The following is an 18,307-nucleotide window of genomic DNA, read 5'->3' on the forward strand; positions in this document are numbered from 1 at the left end:
AGGTTGAGAATTACTCGATCTGAGAACAACCTAGCTCACGAAGCGGCGGTGGGCAACCGCCGTGCGTCGTTCAGCGGACGGTGCCCACCAGGTGCGGGCGGCCGGTCCGGGCATCGTGCAGGGCGAAGTCCCAGCCCGGGACGGCGCTGAACGCCACCGTCGAGGGCAACGGCACCGGCAGCTTGAACGCCACCTCCACCGTGTACGCCTCCGGCAGTCGGCTCTCCACCGCGGCCAGACAACGGGCCTTGCTCCACATGCCGTGCGCGATCGGCCGGGGGAACCCGAACAGTCGCGCCCCCCACCGGGAGGTGTGGATCGGGTTGTGGTCCCCGGAGACCCGGGCGTAGTCCGTACCCACCCGGGGGGTGAGCCGCCAGTGCGCGGTGGCGGCCGGCGGTGCGGGCCGCTCACCCGGATCCCGCCCGACGCCTCCGGCCCCGCGCTCCCGACCCAGGTACGTCGACACCCCGCGCCACACCTCCGCACCGCCGACCGAGCCGACCAGGACGACGTCGACCTGCCGACCCCGGGCGTGCGGCCGCAGATTCTCGGCGTACGCGACGAAGTCCCACGGCACGTCGGCCGGAACCGGCCGGCGCACGGTGATCCGGTTGCCCACGTGCACCACCCCGGCCAGCGGGAACGGGAACTCCGGCAGGGTCATCAACCGCAGCGCCAGTGGGAACCCCAGCACGTGCGGGTAGGTCGCCGGCAGCGTGTCGGCCAACCGGAAACCACACACCCGGTCGTACTCGGCCAGGTGGGCCCGATCGACGGCGACGCCGGCGACGGCCAGCTCGACCGGGGGTGCGGCGTCCGGCCGGCGGGACCGGCCGATGCCGGGCAGCGCGTCGCGCAACGCCCGCCGGTAGAGCACGCCGGGCCTGGGCAGACCGGGCAACTCCACCCGGGCCCGCCCGGTCCGCGCCGCCGGGTCCCCGCCGGTCGGGCCCGCCGGCCCTCCGGTGGCGTACGCCGACAGGTCGGTGGTGGCGGCTGACGGCGGATCCTCGGACGCCCCCGGCCCTCCGGTGGCGTACGCCGACAGGTCATGGGTCTCGTCGACGCTGCGGTCCGGGCCGGCGGCGCGGGCGGCGGCCAGCGCGGCCGGTGAGATGACCTCGGTCGGCCCGTCGATCAGGTCGTTGACCGACAGTTCGCCGTCGTCGGGGTCCCCGGGTCGGTTCCTGCGCCGTGCCATCACGCCCCCAGCAGACTCTGGCCGCAAACCCGGACCACGTTACCGCTGACCGCCGCCGAGGCCGGCCAGGCCAACCAGCCGATCGTCTCGGCGACGTCCACCGGCAGGCCGCCCTGCGCGAGGCTGTTCATCCGGCGGCCCGCCTCCCGGATCACCAGCGGAATGCGGGCGGTCAGCCGGGTCTCGATGAACCCGGGGGCGACCGCGTTGACGCTGATTCCCCGCCCGGCCAGCGCCGGGGCGAGCGCGTCGACCAAGCCGATCACCCCGGCCTTGCTGGTCGCGTAGTTGGTCTGCCCCCGGTTACCGGCGATCCCGGCGATCGACGAGACGGCGACCAGCCGTCCGCCCCCGGGGATCAGCCCCCGCTCCAGCAGCACGTCGTTGATCCGTTCCTGGCTGGAGAGGTTGACGTCGAGCACCGCGTCCCACCGGTCGGCGTCCATCCGACCCAGCGTCCGGTCCCGGGTGATGCCGGCGTTGTGCACCACCACGTCGACCCGGCCGTGCCGGTCGGCCAGGTGGTCGGCGAGCCGGGTGGGGGCGTCCGCGCCGGTCAGGTCGAGCTGTACGGCGGTGCCGCCGATCTCGTTGGCGACCGCCGCGAGGGCGTCGCCGGCCGCCGGGACGTCCAGCGCGACGACCTGCGCGCCGTCGCGGGCCAGCACCCGGGCCACCGCCGCGCCGATGCCCCGGGCCGCGCCGGTGACCAGCACCACCTGCCCGGCCAGCGGCCGGTCCCAGTCCGCCGGGACGGCGGCCGGCCCGGTGCCGACCCGGACCACCTGCCCCGAGACGTACGCGGAACGGCCGGACAGCAGGAACCGCAGGGTCGCCTCCAGGCTGGTCGGGGTGCCGGCGTCCCCCTCCGGGGTGACGTACACCAGTTGGGCGGTGACGCCGCGACCGAACTCCTTGCCGATGCTGCGGGTCAACCCCTCCAGGGCCCGCTGGGCGGTGGCCTCCCGGGGCGAGCCGCACCCGGCCGGCGGGGTGCCCAGCACGATCACCCGACCGCTGGGCAGCACCGAGCGGGCCTGCGGGTGGAAGAAGTCGTAGAGCTGACGCAGGCCGGTGGAGTCGGTGATGCCGGTGGCGTCGTAGACCAGCGCGCCGAACCGGCCGGCCGGTGCGCCGCCGTTCCCCGCCCGCTCGTTCCGGCCGGCGGGTCCGTCGGCTGCGGCGTCGTCGTGCCCGGCGGTGGGTGGCGTGGTGCCGGTGCCGGTGCGCACGTCGACCCCGGCGGCGGTGAGGATGGCGGTGACCGGCTCGGTGAGCCGTCCGCCGGTGGCCGCACCGAGCAGGACCGGGCCGGGCAGCAACGGGTCGCCGGGGGTGTGCCGGCGCAGTCGCGGCGGGTCGGGCAGCCCGAGGCGCTTGACCAGCGCGCGGCCGGCCCCCGATTGGACGAAGCTCGCGTACCTGTCGGTCATGGGCGTAGCCTACTGGTCAGTAGGTTGTGGGCAAGTCCTGAAACGGAGGCGGGATCGTGCAGAGCATCCGGCGGGTCGCGGTCATCGGCGGCAACCGCATCCCCTTCGCCCGGTCCAACTCCCGCTACGCCAGCGCATCCAACGCCGACCTGCTCGGCGCGGCGCTGGACGGGCTGGTCGCCCGGTTCGGGCTGGCCGGGCAGCGGGTCGGCGAGGTGGTGGCCGGGGCGGTGCTCAAGCACGCGAAGGACTTCAACCTGACCCGGGAGGTGGTGCTCGGCTCGAAGCTCGACCCGCACACCCCCGCGTACGACATCCAGCAGGCCTGCGGCACCGGCCTGGAAGCGGCGATCCTGGTCGCCAACAAGATCGCCCTCGGGCAGCTCGACGTGGGCATCGCCGGTGGCGTCGACACCACCTCCGACGCGCCGCTGGCGATCAACGAGGACATGCGCCGCACCCTGCTGAAGCTCAACAGCGCCCGGACCCTCGGCGAGCGGTTGAAGATCGCCGCCAAGCTCCGTCCGCACCAGCCGTTCCGACCCGAGTTGCCGCGCAACGCCGAGCCCCGTACCGGACTGTCGATGGGTGAGCACGCCGCCCGTACGGCGCTGCGCTGGCAGATCGACAGGCAGGCCCAGGACGAGCTGGCGCTGCGCTCGCACCAGCGCCTCGCCGCCGCGTACGAGCGGGGGTTCTTCGACGACCTGATGACGCCCTACCTGGGGCTGACCCGGGACCAGAACCTCCGCCCCGACACCAGCCTGGACAAGCTCGGCGCGCTGCGGCCGGTCTTCGGCACCCGGGGCCCGGACGCCGAGCAGGCCACCATGACCGCCGGCAACTCCTCCCCGCTGACCGACGGCGCGTCCACCGTGCTGCTCGCCTCCGAGCAGTGGGCGCGCGAGCACCAGCTGCCCGTACTGGCCTGGTTCTCCTGGTCGGAGACGGCGGCGGTCGACTTCGTGCACGGCGACGAGGGGCTGCTGATGGCCCCCGCCTACGCGGTGCCCCGGATGCTGGACCGGGCCGGGTTGACCCTCCAGGACTTCGACTTCTACGAGATCCACGAGGCGTTCGCGTCGCAGGTGCTGGCCACCCTGGCGGCCTGGGAGTCGCCGGAGTTCGGCAAGGACCGGCTGGGGCGGGACGTCCCGCTGGGCGCGATCGACCGGGACCGGCTCAACGTCACCGGCTCGTCGCTGGCCGCCGGGCACCCGTTCGCCGCCACGGGTGGCCGGATCGTGGCGACCCTGGCGAAGCTGCTCGCCGAGAAGGGCAGCGGCCGGGGGTTGATCTCGATCTGCGCGGCCGGCGGGCAGGGCGTCACCGCCATCCTGGAACGCTGAGTGGGCGCTGCCCGCTGCCGTACCGGCTCACCTCGTTCGCAGCCAGCCGAGGAATCGGGTGTGCAGGTCGCCCGCCGGCTGCCGGCTCAGGTCCGTCAACGCCTCGACCAGTTGCAGGCCGAGGTAGACGCCGAGGGCGGCGCGATCGTCCGCGTACTCGCCGAGTAGCCGGTCGCGCCGGACCCGGCAGGGCCAGGGCTCGCCGCATCCGGTGCACTGCCAGCTGGGACGGGCCGGTACGTGAGCACCCAGTGCGGGCACCGGCAGGATCCGGATCGCCCCCAGGCGGGCGAGCACCCGCCGCTGCCGTGCCCCGGACGGATGACGTAGTTCGACGCCACGCAGTCGGATCCACAGGCCGTCGCTGTGTTCTTCCCGGCGGCCCACCTCCACGATCCGTAGGGTCAGGGTGCCGAGCCCGTAGCAGTAGTGCTGCTCGGCCACCGTCACCACGTCGCCGATCCCGAACGGGACCACCGGCCGGGCGGTCATGATGACACCGAGCAGTGCGGCCCATTGGCGGCTGCGCACAGGCGGAGCACCCAGGCGAAGGTCAGTAGTGGTGCCTGCCGGGGCGTGCCCTGTCGCGGTGGCCCGAACCAGCCCCGCCAGCCGGCTCGCCGACGAGGCTGATCGGGCGACAGCACCGGCCGCCCCAGCTCGACCAGACGGTTCGCCGCCGCATTCGCCGGTTGACACGGCCCTGGTACCAGGCAGACCAGGCAGAGGTGTTCGTCCGGATCGGGCACGTGGCTGTCGAGGATGTGGTGTGCGGCAACCGCCGCCGCCTCGTCTCGGTGCCACACGTGGCTGTTCGTCGACCGATAGACGCCCAACTTCCACTCCTGTCGTTCGCGGATGCACGCAGGGCAGCTTCACTGGCGTCGACAACCTTACTGCCTATCCAATAAGGCAACAAGGATGGGTGGGTGGATCGTTTCTGCTGAACTACCCTTGGCCAGTGCTGGTGCAGAGGAGCCGAAGGTGAGTCACCCCGAGTGGATCAGTGTCTCGATGCCCTACGTGACGCCTCGATCGCGCGAAGGTGGGGACGCGTGGGCTGCCGAGGCGGCGCAGCAGGGCGGGCTCGGCACCCAGAAACTGCTGGAGGTGGCGGAGATGCCGCCAGCGGCTGAAGTGGCGGAAGCGCTGCTGGTGGATGCCGACACGCCGGTCATCGTTCGACGGCGGCTCATGATGTTCGACGGGCAACCCGTCGAGTTGACCGACTCTTACTACCCGGCCTCGATCGCTCGTGGCACTGCCTTGAGCGAGCCCCGCAAAATTCGGGGAGGAGCGGTCAGCCTGCTCGCCGAGCTGGGCTATCGTCCCGGGCGGGTCACAGAGGACGTCTACACCCGGCAGCCCACCGAATCCCAGCGGAGCGCCCTCGGGCTGGCGGCCGGAGAGTGGGTGCTCGGGCTGACCCGGCTACTCAGCACCGCCGAGGGCGTGCCTGTCGAGTTGAGCGTCATGACGATGGTGCCGCAGGGCCGGCGCCTACGGTACGAACTGATCGTCGAATAGCGGATCGAGGGAGCGGCACATGGCCAGCGAAGGCGACGGCCGTCCTCGGCATGAACAGATCGCGGCCGACCTTCGGGCCCGCATCATGTCTGGCGATCTTCCTGCCGGCTCTCAACTGCCGTCGATCCCCACCTTGACGACGCGGTATGCCGCTGCCACGGCAACTGTCCAACGGGCGCTTGCCGCATTGAAGGCGGAGGGATCGGTGCGCAGTGAGATGGGCAGAGGCGTCTACGTACGTGACCGCCAGCCTCTTGTCATGGAGGCTTCGGCGTACCTGGTGCCGCGGCCGAGCGGGATCAACTACCGTCTGCTCGCCGTCGAGGAGGTGGAGCCCTCCCCGGAGGTGGTGCGGCTACTGGCGCTGGGCAGCGACGACACGGTGGTGCTCCGACAGCGGCTGATGCTGCACGGCGGGGAGCCGACGGAGTTGTGCTGGTCGTACTATCCGGCCTCGATCGCGCGGGGCACCGAACTCGCCGAACGCCGCAAGATCAGCGGTGGAGCCGCCCGGGTCCTGGCGGACCTCGGCCATCCGGAGTACGAGGTGGTCGATCACGTGTCGGCCCGCATGCCGACCTCCGAGGAAGTGGAGAGGCTGGCGCTGCCGCCGTACGTACCTGTGTTGCGCCAACTGCGGGTGGTCCGTACCGCGACCACACAGCCCGTCGAGGCGTCGGTGCTGATCAAGGGAAGTCATCTGCACGAGCTTCGTTACGGGTTCCGTATCTGACGGTCCTCGATACTCGCCGGGGTACGTGCGCAGGGCCCGTGCGTCTGCTGACCACTGTGGTCGGACACTCGGCGCTCGCGCAGCTCAGGGCGGTGTTGCCGGGGCTTCCTACGGTGGTGTCAGCCGGCCCGGACGTCCCGGTGGCGGTGCCCCGTGGAGGAGTGTCATGCCTGGTCGTGCCCTGCTGCGTACCGCTGCCGTTGCCCTTGCCGGCGTGCTCGCGGCCGGCGGTTGCGCCGCCACCACGCCGCGCGTCGAGGGACCCCCGGGGGTCGGGACGGCTGGCGGTCCGGCGGGGTCCGGCCACGCGAGGACCGGCTCCGGCGACACCGGCACGGTCACCGACGGCGGGGCCCCGGGCGTGGGGATCCAGGAGGCCGACCCCACCGGCAGCCCCACGGCCGGCGGTGGCGGGGACAGCGGCGGGGACAAATCCGGTACGAAGGCGAACGGCCCCACCATCAGCTCCTTCCGGGTCACCCGCAAGCCGAGCTGTCCGGCCGGCACCACCGTCAACCCGATCCCCGGCAGCGGAGTGCGGATGGAGTGGCAGGTCGGCAACGCGACCTCGGTGGCCCTGTCGGTCGACGGCCCCGGCGTCTACCGCGACGACTACCCGTCGACCGGCAGTGAGGAGCTCACCTTCCCGTGCTCGGGTGGCGACGGTGACGTCCAGCGGCACACGTACACGTTGACGGCGCGCAACGCGCACGGCAAGCAGACGAAGACGATCGTGGTCACCGCCCCGGTGCACGACATCCCGAAGGTCTGACGCCGAACTCCGTGGCCCGAGCGGTCCGGCCGACCCCCGCCGGGCGGGCCTGCTCCGCCCCTGGTCGGCCCGCCCAGGTCGACGGTCGTCGGGTAGGCGAGAATGAGGTACGTGACGACGATCCCGAACGTGCTCGCCCACCGGTACGCCTCACCCGAACTGGTCGCCCTCTGGTCCCCGGAGGAGAAGGTCCGGATGGAACGGCGGCTCTGGCTCGCCGTGCTCCGCGCCCAGCGGGACCTCGGCGTGGCGGTCCCCGACGGCGTGGTCGAGGCGTACGAGCGGGTGGTCGACCAGGTCGACCTGGCGTCGATCGCCGAGCGGGAGCGGGTCACCCGGCACGACGTGAAGGCCCGGATCGAGGAGTTCAGCGCGCTCGCCGGGCACGAGCACGTGCACAAGGGGATGACCTCACGCGACCTCACCGAGAACGTCGAGCAGCTCCAGGTGCGCGCCTCGCTGGAGCTGATCCGGGACCGGGTGGTCGCCGCGCTGGCCCGGCTGGCCTGGCTCGCCCACGAGCACTCCGGCCTGGTGCTGACCGGCCGGTCGCACAACGTCGCCGCGCAGGCCACCACGCTGGGCAAGCGCTTCGCCTCGGCGGCCGAGGAACTGCTCATCGCGTACGAGCGGCTGGAAGACCTGATCGGCCGCTACCCGCTGCGCGGCATCAAGGGCCCGGTCGGCACCGCCGCCGACCAGCTCGACCTCTTCGACGGGGACGCGGAGAAGGTCGCCGAGCTGGAGCGTCGGGTCGCCGGTCACCTCGGTTTCGCCCGGGTGCTGGACAGCGTCGGGCAGGTCTACCCGCGTTCGCTGGACTTCGACGTGCTCTCCGCGCTCGCGCAGGTGGCCGCCGCGCCGTCGTCGCTGGCCACCACGATCCGGCTGATGGTCGGTCAGGAGCTGGCGACCGAGGGCTTCAAGCCGGGCCAGGTCGGCTCCAGCGCGATGCCGCACAAGATGAACACCCGGTCGTCGGAGCGGGTGAACGGCTTCGCGGTGATCATCCGCGGTTACCTGTCGATGGTCGGCGAGCTGGCCGGCGACCAGTGGAACGAGGGGGACGTCTCCTGCTCGGTGGTCCGCCGGGTGGCCCTGCCGGACGCCTTCTTCGCCGCCGACGGGCTGTTCCAGACCTTCCTCACCGTGCTCGACGAGTTCGGGGCGTACCCGGCGGTGATCAGCCGCGAGCTGGAGCGCTTCCTGCCCTTCCTGGCCACCACCAAAATCCTGGTCGCTGCGGTACGCCGGGGCGTCGGCCGGGAGGTCGCCCACGAGGTGATCAAGGAGCACGCGGTCGCCGTGGCGCTCGCGATGCGGGAGAAGGGCGCCCCCGACAACGACCTGTTCGACAGGCTGGCCGCCGACTCCCGCCTCGGCCTCACCCGCAGCGAGATCGACACCCTGGTCGCCGATCCCGCCACCTTCACCGGTGCCGCCCAGGCCCAGGTGGACGCGATCACCCGACGCATCACCACGGTCGTCACCGCCCACCCCGAAGCCGCCACCTACTCCCCACCCCCCATCCTCTAACCCCTCCCTTCCGCCCTCCCCCCTCCCGCCCTCCCCCCTCCCGCCACTCCCTCCCCCATCCGACCTCTCCCGTGATCAAGAGCTTTACGTCACCACCCAAGCCCAACCAGCCCCAAACCTCTTGATCACGCCCCCAAGCCCCGGGCGGTTGTCGCCTCTCCCCGGTGATCAAGAGCTTTACGTCACCGCTGGAGATCGAATTGGCGTAAACCTCTTGATCACGCCCCCAAGCCCGGCGGGGCGGGTGTTATCACCGGTGATCAAGAGGTTTACGTCACTGCCAGCGCTGAACCTGCCCCAAACCTCTTGATCACGTCACTCCAGCCTGGGCGGCCGTCGGCTCTGGCCGGTGATCAAGAAGTTTGCGTCAGCATTGAAGATCGAATTGGCGTAAACCTCTTGATCACCGGGGCCGGGCCGGGGCGGGCGGGGCGGGGGACCGGGGGATCGGGGGACCCGGAGCGGGTGGGTCAGGAGTCTCGGGTGGGGGTTTCGGCGGCGGAGGAGAGGTTGGGGGCGCTCGCCGGTTCGGCGATGCCGCCGGGGGCCTCGGCGAACCCGGGGTCGTGGGCGGTCTCGGCGGCGACCAGGGGCTGGTCGTGCGGCATGACGTCGGGGACCTTGGGCACCACGATCACCGCCGTGCCGTAGGCGCAGATCTCCATCCACATCTCGCCGCAGTCCCGGCTGTCGAAGCGCATCCCCACCACGGCGTTCGCACCGATGCGCAGGGCCTCCTCGCCGAGCCGGGCCACCGAGTCGGTACGCCAGCGGGTGAGGTTGTCCGGGGCCATCGGGTCGTACGCGCCGCCGCGCAGGTTCTTGACCCCCTCGCGGTACGGGTTCCGGGTCCGCGCCATCGACGACACCACTTCGCCGAGGATCTGGCGGATCTCGTAGCCGGGCAGTTGATCCGTCGTCACGACCAGCACGGTTCGATGCTGTCAGTAGCCGTGCGGTGTCGAAGCGTGCCGTGGGCACCTGGTCGGATGCTGCAAAACGAGTCGGCGCGGACGGCCGGCACGCGACCGGCCATCCGCACCGCCCGGGGTGGTAACCGTCAGACACCGGCCGTGGAGGTGATCCAGGCCCGGTTGTACGCGACGCTGCCGTAGTTCTGGATGCTCGACCCGTCGGCGGTGGAGGCGACGCCGACCTGCCGGCCGTTGTAGAACTGCGGGCCGCCGGAGTCGCCGCGCCAGGCGTTGCCGTTGATCCGGGTGCTGCGGATCGCCTGGCCGCCGTACGCGTCGGTGGCGTTGGTGCTGGTCACCTGCACCGAGGCGGTCTTGAGCTGGCTGGACGCCCCGCAGCCGCTGTAGCAGGTCATGCCCCAGCCGTAGATGGTGTTGGTGGAGCCGACGGGCGGGTTGCTGCTGGCCAGGCTGACCGGGGTGTTGGTGACGGTGCTGGACAGCCGGAGCAGGGCGAGGTCGTTGCGGGTGTAGGAGGCGCTGACGGTGCGGGTGGTGCCGCCGGAGGCGTAGTAGACGCTGCCGACCCGGACGGACATGGTGCCGCTGACGCAGTGCCGGGCGGTGAGCACCCACTGGGCGGAGATGACGCTGCCGGAGCAGGTGAACGACCCGTTGCTGAAGACCGCGGCGGCCCAGGGGGCGGAGGAGACGGTGCTGCCGCCGATGATCGGCTGCGGGCCGGCCGGGGCGGCGGTGGCCCCGGAGGCGGCGACGAGGACGCCGGCGAGGGCGGTGGTGAGCACCGCGAGCGTGGAGCGGAGACGCATCGGGGGGACTCCTTCGGGTCGGGCCCGGGGTCGCCGGGCGGGGTCGGGCGTCGGGGCGGGGGTGGCCCCTCGTTGACGTCGACCAGGCATCGATATCTGGCGATTGAGGCTAGGGGGCGGTGAGCGGCTTCACAAGACTGTCATCGAGATCGACCAATGTGACAGGAATGACCCGGGATGTGCTCGTCCCTGTTTGTCGGATACCGGTCGCAAATCTGGCGTTGAGCCGCGTATTGCCTGCTCAGGTAGGGTGTGTCGGAGCGACGCGGCGACGATCGGCAACAATCCCGTATCAGAGCGGCAACGAACGGATCTCGACCACACGTCCCCGCGGGCGGTAATGTCGATCACTGCCTGAACTGCGCCCGGCCGGTGCGTCCGGACCGGAATCTGCCAGGTACGCTGGCTGCGCTCGCCCGTAGTGGGCCGGCACCCAACTGCGTACACAGTCAGGAGTGCCCAGTGCCTCGCGTCGTCGTCGACGTCATGCTCAAGCCCGAGATCCTCGATCCTCAGGGTCAGGCCGTCGCAAACGCGCTGCCGCGGCTCGGCGTCGGTGACGTCGCCTCCGTCCGCATCGGCAGGCGGATCGAGATCGAGTTCACCGGCGAACCGGACCTGGACCGGGCCCGGGAGATCGCCGACAAGCTGCTCGCCAACCCCGTCATCGAGGACTTCACGGTCCGGGTCGAGGCCGACGAGACCGCGGACGCGAACTCGTGACCGCCCGCGTCGGAGTGGTGACCTTCCCCGGCTCGCTGGACGACGGGGACGCCGCCCGCGCCGTGCGGATCGCCGGCGCGGAGCCGGTCCGGCTCTGGCACGGCGACCCCGAGCTGCACGGGGTGGACGCCGTCGTCCTCCCCGGTGGTTTCTCCTACGGCGACTACCTGCGCTGCGGGGCCATCGCCCGGTTCGCCCCGGTGATGGAGACCCTGGTCGACGCCGCCCGGGGCGGCCTGCCGGTGCTCGGCATCTGCAACGGCTTCCAGATCCTCTGCGAGGCCCACCTGCTGCCCGGCGCGCTCACCCGCAACCAGCACCTGCACTTCCGTAACCGCGACCAGGTCCTGCGCATCGAGTCGGTCGGCACCGCCTGGACGAACACCTTCCAGCCCGGCCAGGAGATCCTCATCCCGGTCAAGAACGGCGAGGGCTGCTACGTGGCCGATACCGCCACCCTCGACGCGCTGGAGGCCGAGGGGCGGATCGTCGCCCGCTACGTCGGCGGCAACCCCAACGGCTCGCAGCGGGACATCGCCGCGATCACCAACGCCGCCGGCAACGTGGTCGGCATCATGCCCCACCCGGAGCACGCGGTCGAGGCGCTCACCGGCCCCTCCCTGGACGGCCTCGGCTTCTTCACCTCGGTGCTCAAGCACCTGGTGGGGACGCCGGCGTGACGGTGCGCGGCGGCAACATCGGTCGGCTCCACCGCCCCACCGGCGGGTACGAGCGCAGCGAGGAGAGGTCATGACCACCCACCAGGACCCGGCCGTTCGGGCAGCCGCGGGCGTCGCCCCGGCGGAACCGCACGCGGCCGTCGCGCCGCCGGCCGACGCCGGCCGGCACAGCGGTCCGACGCCGGCCACCGACTGGGCCGACGGCGTGGACACCGTGCAGCGGGCCGCCGGTACCGGCGACGAGCTCCAGCCGTACGCCGAGCTGGGCCTGCGCGACGACGAGTACGACCGGATCCGGCACATCCTCGGCCGCCGCCCCACCCAGGCCGAGTTGGCCATGTACTCGATCATGTGGAGCGAGCACTGCTCCTACAAGTCGAGCAAGGTGCACCTGCGCCAGTTCGGCGAGAAGGCCCCGCCCAGCGACCGGCTGCTCGCCGGCATCGGGGAGAACGCGGGCGTCGTCCGGGTCTCCGACACGCTGGCCGTCACCTTCAAGGTCGAGTCGCACAACCACCCGAGCTTCGTCGAGCCCTACCAGGGCGCGGCGACCGGTGTCGGTGGCATCGTCCGGGACATCCTCGCGATGGGTGCCCGCCCGGTCGCGGTGATGGACCCGCTGCGGTTCGGCGCGGCCGACCACCCGGACACCGCCCGGGTTTTGCCCGGCGTGGTCGCCGGCGTCGGCGGCTACGGCAACTGCCTCGGCCTGCCCAACATCGGCGGTGAGCTGGTCTTCGACCCCTGCTACCAGGGCAACCCGCTGCTCAACGCGCTCTGCCTCGGCGTGCTGCCGGTCGACCGGTTGCAGAAGAAGGACGCCGCCGGCCCCGGCAACGTCGTGGTGCTGCTCGGCGCGAAGACCGGTCGCGACGGCATCGGCGGCGTGTCGGTGCTGGCCAGCGCCACCTTCGACGAGGGCAGTGAGCAGCGCCGCCCGTCGGTGCAGGTCGGTGACCCGTTCATCGAGAAGCTGCTGATCGAGGCGTGCCTGGAGCTGTACGACGCCGAGCTGGTCGTCGGCATCCAGGACCTCGGCGGCGCGGGCCTGACCTGCGCGCTCACCGAGACCGCCGCGTCCGCCGGCACCGGCATGCGGGTCTGGTTGGAGCGGGTCCCGCTGCGCGAGCCGTCGATGGAGCCGCACGAGATCCTGGCCAGCGAGTCCCAGGAGCGGATGCTGCTGGTGGTCACCCCGGACAAGCTGGAGGCGGTGCTCAAGACCGCCGACAAGTGGGGCGTGCTCGCCACCGCGATCGGCGAGGTCACCCCGCCCGCGCCCGACGGCCGGCCGGGCCGGCTGCTGGTCACCTGGAACGACCACGTGGTGGTCGACGTGCCGCCGGGCTCGCTGGTCGACGACGGCCCGGTCTACGCCCGCCCGATGCGGGAGCCGGCCGACCTGATCCTGCTCCAGGCCGACCGGGCCGAGACGCTGCCCCGGCCGAGCAACCCCGACGCGCTGCGGGAGACCCTGCTGCGCATGATCGCCTCGCCGAACCTGGCCGACAAGACCTGGGTCACCGAGCAGTACGACAGGTACGTGCTGGGCAACACCGTGCTGGCCCAGCCGGAGGACTCCGGCGTGATCCGGATCGACGAGAGCACCGGCCTCGGGGTCGCCCTCTCGGTCGACGGCAACGGCCGGTACGCCCGCCTCGACCCCTACCAGGGGACCAAGCTGGCGCTCGCCGAGGCGTACCGGAACGTGGCGGTGACCGGCGCGAAGCCGATCGCCGTGACCAACTGCCTCAACTTCGGTTCGCCTGAGGACCCGGGCGTGATGTGGCAGTTCGCCGAGGCCGTCCGTGGCCTGGCGGACGGCTGCCTGGAGCTGGGCATCCCGGTGACCGGCGGCAACGTCAGCTTCTACAACCAGACGGGTGCCGCCGCGATCCACCCGACCCCGGTGGTCGGCGTGCTGGGTGTGCTGGACAACGTGGCCGACCGGGTGCCGATGGGCTTCGTACCCCGGGCCAACGGCGACCACGACCAGGTCTACCTGCTCGGCGACACGCACGTGGAGCTGTCCGGCTCGGAGTGGGCCTGGGTGACGCACGAGCACCTCGGCGGCATGCCGCCGCAGATCGACCTGGGCCGGGAGCGCCAGCTCGCCGAGCTGATGGCCGAGGCGGCCCGGGTGGGTCACCTCAGCTCCGCGCACGACCTGTCCGACGGCGGCCTGGCGCAGAGCCTGGTCGAGTCGAGCCTGCGCCGGGGTGTCGGGGTCCGGATCGGCGTGCCGGAGCGGTTCGCCGACGGTTCGCTGCCGTTCGTCTTCCTGTTCAGCGAGTCGGCCGGTCGGGCGCTGGTGACCGTGCCCCGGGGGCACGAGAAGGCGTTCACGGCCCTCTGCGACGAGCGGGGCGTGCCGTGGGAGCAGATCGGCGTGACCGACCCGGCGAGCGGTGTCCTGGACGTGCACGGCCAGTTCCGGATCGGCCTGGACGAGCTGCGGGCGGCGCACACCGCGACCCTGCCCCGGCTCTTCGGTGGCCCGGAGGCGGCCCAGGTGCAGGTCGAGGCGGTCCGCACGGGCACCACCACGATCGCGCCGGCCACCGCCACGCAGCCGGTGGACGTGCCGCAGCGGCAGCAGCCGGCGGACGCGGACGACCCGGCCGCCGAGGTGGTGGCCGCTCCGACGACCGACGCCCCGGTGTCGGGCGGGCCGACGTCGACCGACCCGGTGTCGGACGCCCCGGCGGACGACGCCGCCTCGTCGGACGACGTCGCGGGCTCCGTGTCGGCACCGGATGCCCCGGCGGGCACCGCGCCGACGTCGGACGCTCCCGCCGGGCCGGTGACCGGGTCCGCCCCGCAGGCCGACGCGGCGACCTCCGAGGCCGGCGACGGGCAGCGCCCGACGCCCGATCAGCGCTGAGGCGGTGGCCTCGGCCGTCCACGTCCAACCCGGGTCGGGTGCCCGCTTCGACTGGGGGCTGACCGGGGCGGCGGAACTCGGCCGGGTCTGTGCCGTACTGGTGGTGGTGGACGTCCTGTCGTTCACCACCGCCGTCGAGGTCGCGGTCGCCCGGGGGGTGCGGGTCCACCCGTTCCCCTGGGGCGAGCAGGCGGCCGACTACGCGCTGCGGGTCGGTGCGGTGGCGGCGGTGGGCCGTCGGCAGACCACCACCGCGCACCCGTGGTCGCTGTCCCCGGCGGCCCTGGGCAGCGCGCCCGCCGTCGCCGACCTGGTGCTGCCGTCGCCGAACGGCTCCGCGATCAGCGCCGCCGCCAGCGCCACCGGCCGACCGGTGGTCGCGGCCTGCCTGCGCAACGCCCGCGCCGTCGGACGGTGGCTGCACCACCAGGGGTACGGCACGACGGACGCCCCGGTCGGGGTGATCGCCGCCGGTGAACGCTGGCCGGACGGCACCCTGCGCCCCTCGGTGGAGGACCTGCTGGGCGCGGCCAGTGTGCTGGACGCCGTCTCCGGGGTGCCCGGTGGGCTGTCCGTGGAGGCGGCGATGACGCTCGCCGCCCTGGCCAGCACCCCGGACGTGCCGGCGGCGGTACGTGGCTGCGTCTCCGGCCGGGAGCTGATCGAGAGCGGCTTCGCCGGGGACGTCGAGGCGGCCGTCCAGCGGGACGTCTCGACCGTGGTGCCGGTGCTCCGCCAGGGTGTCTTCTCGGCCGGCTGACCCCGACCGGAAACGACGGTGGGCCGCCCCGACACGGATCGGGGCGGCCCACCGTCGTCGTTGTCGCCTGTGGGTCAGTCGTCCAGCCAGTCGAGGCGGCGTCCGCCCCGCTCCGGGGGCGGGCCGTCCGGCCGGGCCCGACCTGACGGCGGCTGGTCACGACCCGGCTGGCCCTGCTCGCCGTAGTAGCCGGCCTGCTGCTGGTCGTAGCCCTGCTGGTCGTACCCGCCGCCGCGCTGCTGCGGGGGTTCCTGGCCGTAGCCGCCCTGCTGCTGCTCGGCACCGTAGCCGCCGGCCTGGCCGTAGCCGCCGCCCTGCGGGGAGCCGTAGCCGGGCTGCTGGTCGTAGCCCCCGCCGCGCTGGTCGTAGCCGCCCTGCTGGTCGTACCCGCCCTGGTGGGCGCCGCCGCGCTGGTCGTACCCGCCGCCGCGCTGGTCGTAGCCACCCTGGTGGGCGCCCGTCGGCTGGTCGTACCCGGTCGGCTGGTCGTAGCCGCCGTGCTGGCCGCCCTGGTGGGCACCGGTCGGCTGGTCGTAGCCGCCGCGCTGGCCGCCGCCGTAACCCTGGGCCGGGCCGGCGTCGTAACCGGCCTGCTGACCGTAGCCGCCGCCGGGGTAACCACCTGTCGGTTCGGCACCCCGCCCGTAGCCGCCCTGCTCGGATTGGCCGTAGCCACCACCCGCGCCCGGCTGGCCGTACGCGTCGGGCTCCGGCTGGTAGGTGCTCGTCGGGTACGGGTCGGCAGCCGGCGCGTACGCGGTGCTGTCGCCGGTGTACCGGCCGGTGGGCTCGTCGTAACGCTGGTCGCCGCCGTAGCCGCCGGCCTGCTCCTGCGCCGGGTAGCCGGCACCGGCCGTCGCCCCGTAGTCCCGACCGCCGTAACCGCCGCCGGAGGCGGGGGCGTTGCCGTAGCCACCCCCGGAGGCGGGCGCGTTGCCGTAACCGCCGCCCGACGCGGGCGCGTTGCCGTAGCCACCCCCGGAGGCGGGGGCGTTGTCGAAGCCACCGCCCGAGGCGGGGGCGGCACCGTAGCCACTCCCGGAGGACGGCGCGTTGCCGTAGCCACCGGCCGGGGGGTTCGCCGCGCCGTACGCGCCTGCGGCGGCACCCGCCGCGCCGGCCGCACCGTAGCCGCCACCGGAGGCGGGTGCGGCACCGTAGCCGCCCGGCTGGCCGCCGTAGCCGCCGGGCTCGTCGCCGTAGCCGCCGGCACCGGCCCAGTTGTCCTGCGGTGCGCCGTAGGGCTGCGGTGGCGCACCGTACGGGTCCGGCGGGACGTCGTCGACGACCGGCCGCTGCAACATCGTCGGCGCGTCGCTGAGCGCGGAACTGCCGACCATCGTCGGGTCGGGGCCGCCGCCGACCCGGTTGACCACCCGGGTCTGGTCGTCGGTGCCGCGTGGGCTCCGGGGGCCGGGGACGTCGCCCGCCGCAGCGGCACCGACCGGTCCGTTGCCGTCGTCGTCGGCGTTCTTGCGGCGGATCCAGAGCAGCACGATGGTGCCGACGCCGGCCGCCACCAGCAGACCGCCGAGCAGGATGATCAGGAAGGAGCCGAATCCGCTGTCGTCGTCCTGCGACGCGGCCTGCTGCTGCCCACCTGTCGGTTCGGTGGACTCCTCGGTGGTCTCCTCGGTCGTCTCCTCCGAGGGGGTCGCCTCGACGGTGGTCGACGGGGTGGCGCTCGGGCTCACCTCGACCTTCAACGCCAGGCTGATCCGCTGGTTGCTCAGGCTCTGCCCGGCCCCCGCGCTGATCGGCTTGGTGGCGACGACGCCGTCCTTGCTGGCCCCGAGCACCATCGAGCCGGGCGCGATCGGGTTGGCGCTCGACCCGGTGATCCGGAAGTTGCCGCTGCCGTCGCTGGTGGTGTTGAACTGCTTGCCTGTCGAGTCCTCCAGGCCCACCACCGCGTTGGGCACCGCGTCGCCGGTGGCCGCCACGACCACCTTGCCGGAGATCGACTTCACAGTCGGCTTGTCCTGCGGCGGGGTGGTCTGCGGCGCGGCCTTGCCCTTGACGCTGAGCTGGAAGGTGGCGGTCGCCGGGTCGGACTCGTCGGGGCGGACCTGGACGGTGACCGTGGTGCTGGCGTCGCCGGCGTTGTCGTTGGCGCGCAGGGTCAGCAGCTGGGACTTTGACTGGCCGCCGTTGAAGTTGAGCTGGCCGCACCCAGAACAGCTCACGCCGGAGGGCAGGCCGGTCAGACTGATCTGTGCGTTCTGGTCACCGTCACCGGGAGTGACCTGAACGGTCACCGTGGTGTCACTGCCGGCGTTGACGGTCACCGACCCGGGCTGGACGGAGGCGCTGGCTGCCAGGGCGGGTGTGGCGGGGACGGTGAGCAGGGCGCCGGCCACCAGCGCTACGACCACACCGGCCCGCTGCGTCCAGGCACGTCGGTGTGTTGACACGTCCACCGCCTTCCGGTCTGACTTCCCCGGCGGGGGCCGGGGATCATCACGGTACGAATACGCCGTCGGCAACTATGCCTTGTCTGACCGGATCGGCGCGACCCAGGGGCCAGCGTCACCCACTTCGACCTCGGGTCGTATCGTCCCGTCGTGTCCTCTCCGCACATTAAGTCCGCCGTGGTGCTGGCGGCGCTGACGGCGCTCGATGAGGGGCGTACGCCCGAACGTCAGATGTACCGCGAGGCGGTCCGTACCCTTCTGACCGCCCTCGCGGAGCGTGCCCCCGGCCGATCGGTGGAGGTGCGTGTCCCACCTTACGGTGCAGTTCAATGCGTTCCTGGGCCCCGACACACCCGGGGCACCCCGCCCAACGTGGTGGAGATGGCGGCGGACACCTGGCTGGCGCTGGCAACCGGACGGCTGTCGTGGGGGCAGGCGGTCACGGACGGTCGCATACAGGTGAGCGGAAACCGGGCGGATCTCTCCGACCATCTGCCGCTCTAGCTGCGCCGTTCCGCCGGATGAGGTGACGGGGTGGAGGTGGATCG

Annotated in this window: 16 protein-coding genes and 1 pseudogene; 10 read left to right on the forward strand and 7 right to left on the reverse strand. The window is 72.7% G+C overall.

What is annotated here, in order from left to right; all coding sequences use genetic code 11:
* Window positions 1-70: 70 nt before the first annotated feature.
* Entirely contained in the window at window positions 71-985 is a 915-nt protein-coding gene (locus JQN84_RS12385; RefSeq protein WP_372445981.1) for a MaoC/PaaZ C-terminal domain-containing protein, read from the reverse strand.
* 218 nt (window positions 986-1,203) lie between these two features.
* Complete coding sequence (locus tag JQN84_RS12390; RefSeq protein WP_204958514.1) at window positions 1,204-2,637, reverse strand: 3-oxoacyl-ACP reductase; 1,434 nt, start codon at window positions 2,635-2,637, stop codon at window positions 1,204-1,206.
* 56 nt (window positions 2,638-2,693) lie between these two features.
* Here JQN84_RS12390 and JQN84_RS12395 point away from each other — a divergent pair, with 56 nt between their 5' ends.
* Complete coding sequence (locus tag JQN84_RS12395) at window positions 2,694-3,986, forward strand: acetyl-CoA C-acetyltransferase (protein WP_204958515.1); 1,293 nt, start codon at window positions 2,694-2,696, stop codon at window positions 3,984-3,986.
* A gap of 27 nt (window positions 3,987-4,013) precedes the next feature.
* On the opposite strand, the gene JQN84_RS12400 is transcribed toward JQN84_RS12395, so the two are convergent.
* Both JQN84_RS12400 and JQN84_RS32260 read right to left on the reverse strand, forming a co-directional pair.
* Window positions 4,014-4,478, reverse strand: coding sequence for a hypothetical protein (locus tag JQN84_RS12400; RefSeq protein WP_204958516.1), 465 nt, complete (start codon window positions 4,476-4,478; stop codon window positions 4,014-4,016).
* The gene (locus JQN84_RS32260; protein ID WP_307821179.1) at window positions 4,475-4,822 is read right to left on the reverse strand and encodes a hypothetical protein; all 348 of its coding nucleotides are present in this window, start codon (window positions 4,820-4,822) and stop codon (window positions 4,475-4,477) included. The genes JQN84_RS12400 and JQN84_RS32260 overlap by 4 nt, the downstream gene beginning before the upstream one ends.
* Window positions 4,823-5,000: 178 nt before the next feature.
* Here JQN84_RS32260 and JQN84_RS12405 point away from each other — a divergent pair, with 178 nt between their 5' ends.
* The 4 genes from JQN84_RS12405 to purB all read left to right on the forward strand — a co-directional run bounded on the left by JQN84_RS12405 (window position 5,001) and on the right by purB (window position 8,554).
* On the forward strand, window positions 5,001-5,513 hold the full coding sequence (locus JQN84_RS12405) for a GntR family transcriptional regulator (protein ID WP_239485379.1): 513 nt from the start codon (window positions 5,001-5,003) through the stop codon (window positions 5,511-5,513).
* 19 nt (window positions 5,514-5,532) lie between these two features.
* Window positions 5,533-6,246 carry a GntR family transcriptional regulator gene (locus JQN84_RS12410; protein ID WP_204958518.1) on the forward strand — a complete coding sequence of 238 codons (714 nt, stop codon included), beginning with the start codon at window positions 5,533-5,535 and terminating at the stop codon, window positions 6,244-6,246.
* 166 nt (window positions 6,247-6,412) lie between these two features.
* Complete coding sequence (locus JQN84_RS12415; RefSeq protein ID WP_204958519.1) at window positions 6,413-7,018, forward strand: hypothetical protein; 606 nt, start codon at window positions 6,413-6,415, stop codon at window positions 7,016-7,018.
* 111 nt (window positions 7,019-7,129) lie between these two features.
* Complete coding sequence (gene purB, locus JQN84_RS12420; protein WP_204958520.1) at window positions 7,130-8,554, forward strand: adenylosuccinate lyase; 1,425 nt, start codon at window positions 7,130-7,132, stop codon at window positions 8,552-8,554.
* A gap of 470 nt (window positions 8,555-9,024) precedes the next feature.
* Here the strand turns inward: purB and JQN84_RS12425 are convergent.
* A pseudogene (locus tag JQN84_RS12425) lies at window positions 9,025-9,590 on the reverse strand (YbjQ family protein).
* Window positions 9,591-9,614: 24 nt separating this feature from the next.
* Entirely contained in the window at window positions 9,615-10,298 is a 684-nt protein-coding gene (locus JQN84_RS12430; RefSeq protein ID WP_204958522.1) for a S1 family peptidase, read from the reverse strand.
* A 462-nt stretch (window positions 10,299-10,760) separates the two neighbouring features.
* Between JQN84_RS12430 and purS the strand changes: the two genes are divergently transcribed.
* The 4 genes from purS to JQN84_RS12450 all read left to right on the forward strand — a co-directional run bounded on the left by purS (window position 10,761) and on the right by JQN84_RS12450 (window position 15,345).
* A complete protein-coding gene (purS, locus tag JQN84_RS12435) occupies window positions 10,761-11,021 on the forward strand; it encodes a phosphoribosylformylglycinamidine synthase subunit PurS (RefSeq protein ID WP_088641951.1) in 261 nt (86 codons plus the stop codon).
* Window positions 11,018-11,701 (forward strand): phosphoribosylformylglycinamidine synthase subunit PurQ, encoded by a 684-nt coding sequence (gene purQ / locus JQN84_RS12440; RefSeq protein ID WP_088641952.1) that lies wholly within the window; start codon window positions 11,018-11,020, stop codon window positions 11,699-11,701. Before purS ends, purQ begins: the two co-directional genes overlap by 4 nt.
* 70 nt (window positions 11,702-11,771) lie before the next feature.
* A complete protein-coding gene (gene purL / locus JQN84_RS12445; protein ID WP_204958523.1) occupies window positions 11,772-14,585 on the forward strand; it encodes a phosphoribosylformylglycinamidine synthase subunit PurL in 2,814 nt (937 codons plus the stop codon).
* 4 nt (window positions 14,586-14,589) lie between these two features.
* Window positions 14,590-15,345 (forward strand): 2-phosphosulfolactate phosphatase, encoded by a 756-nt coding sequence (locus tag JQN84_RS12450; protein ID WP_204958524.1) that lies wholly within the window; start codon window positions 14,590-14,592, stop codon window positions 15,343-15,345.
* Between the two features lie 74 nt (window positions 15,346-15,419).
* Here JQN84_RS12450 and JQN84_RS12455 read toward each other — a convergent pair whose 3' ends face one another.
* A complete protein-coding gene (locus tag JQN84_RS12455; protein WP_204958525.1) occupies window positions 15,420-17,759 on the reverse strand; it encodes a carboxypeptidase-like regulatory domain-containing protein in 2,340 nt (779 codons plus the stop codon).
* Between the two features lie 231 nt (window positions 17,760-17,990).
* Here JQN84_RS12455 and JQN84_RS12460 point away from each other — a divergent pair, with 231 nt between their 5' ends.
* Window positions 17,991-18,263: a sterol carrier family protein gene (locus tag JQN84_RS12460; RefSeq protein WP_239485382.1), complete on the forward strand. Its 273-nt coding sequence runs from the start codon at window positions 17,991-17,993 to the stop codon at window positions 18,261-18,263.
* Window positions 18,264-18,307 lie beyond the last annotated feature (44 nt).

This window comes from Micromonospora humidisoli, assembly GCF_016900955.1.
GTDB classification, from domain to species: Bacteria; Actinomycetota; Actinomycetes; order Mycobacteriales; family Micromonosporaceae; genus Micromonospora; species Micromonospora wenchangensis.

What these genes read in the sequence shown, in the direction of transcription:
- JQN84_RS12390 (WP_204958514.1), bottom strand. Translation starts at nt 2,637, where the DNA reads ATGACCGACAGGTACGCGAGCTTCGTCCAATCGGGGGCCGGCCGCGCG.
- JQN84_RS12400 (WP_204958516.1), bottom strand. Translation starts at nt 4,478, where the DNA reads ATGACCGCCCGGCCGGTGGTCCCGTTCGGGATCGGCGACGTGGTGACG.
- JQN84_RS12405 (WP_239485379.1), top strand. Translation starts at nt 5,001, where the DNA reads ATGCCCTACGTGACGCCTCGATCGCGCGAAGGTGGGGACGCGTGGGCT.
- JQN84_RS12410 (WP_204958518.1), top strand. Translation starts at nt 5,533, where the DNA reads ATGGCCAGCGAAGGCGACGGCCGTCCTCGGCATGAACAGATCGCGGCC.
- JQN84_RS12415 (WP_204958519.1), top strand. Translation starts at nt 6,413, where the DNA reads ATGCCTGGTCGTGCCCTGCTGCGTACCGCTGCCGTTGCCCTTGCCGGC.
- JQN84_RS12430 (WP_204958522.1), bottom strand. Translation starts at nt 10,298, where the DNA reads ATGCGTCTCCGCTCCACGCTCGCGGTGCTCACCACCGCCCTCGCCGGC.
- purL (WP_204958523.1), top strand. Translation starts at nt 11,772, where the DNA reads ATGACCACCCACCAGGACCCGGCCGTTCGGGCAGCCGCGGGCGTCGCC.
- JQN84_RS12460 (WP_239485382.1), top strand. Translation starts at nt 17,991, where the DNA reads ATGTACCGCGAGGCGGTCCGTACCCTTCTGACCGCCCTCGCGGAGCGT.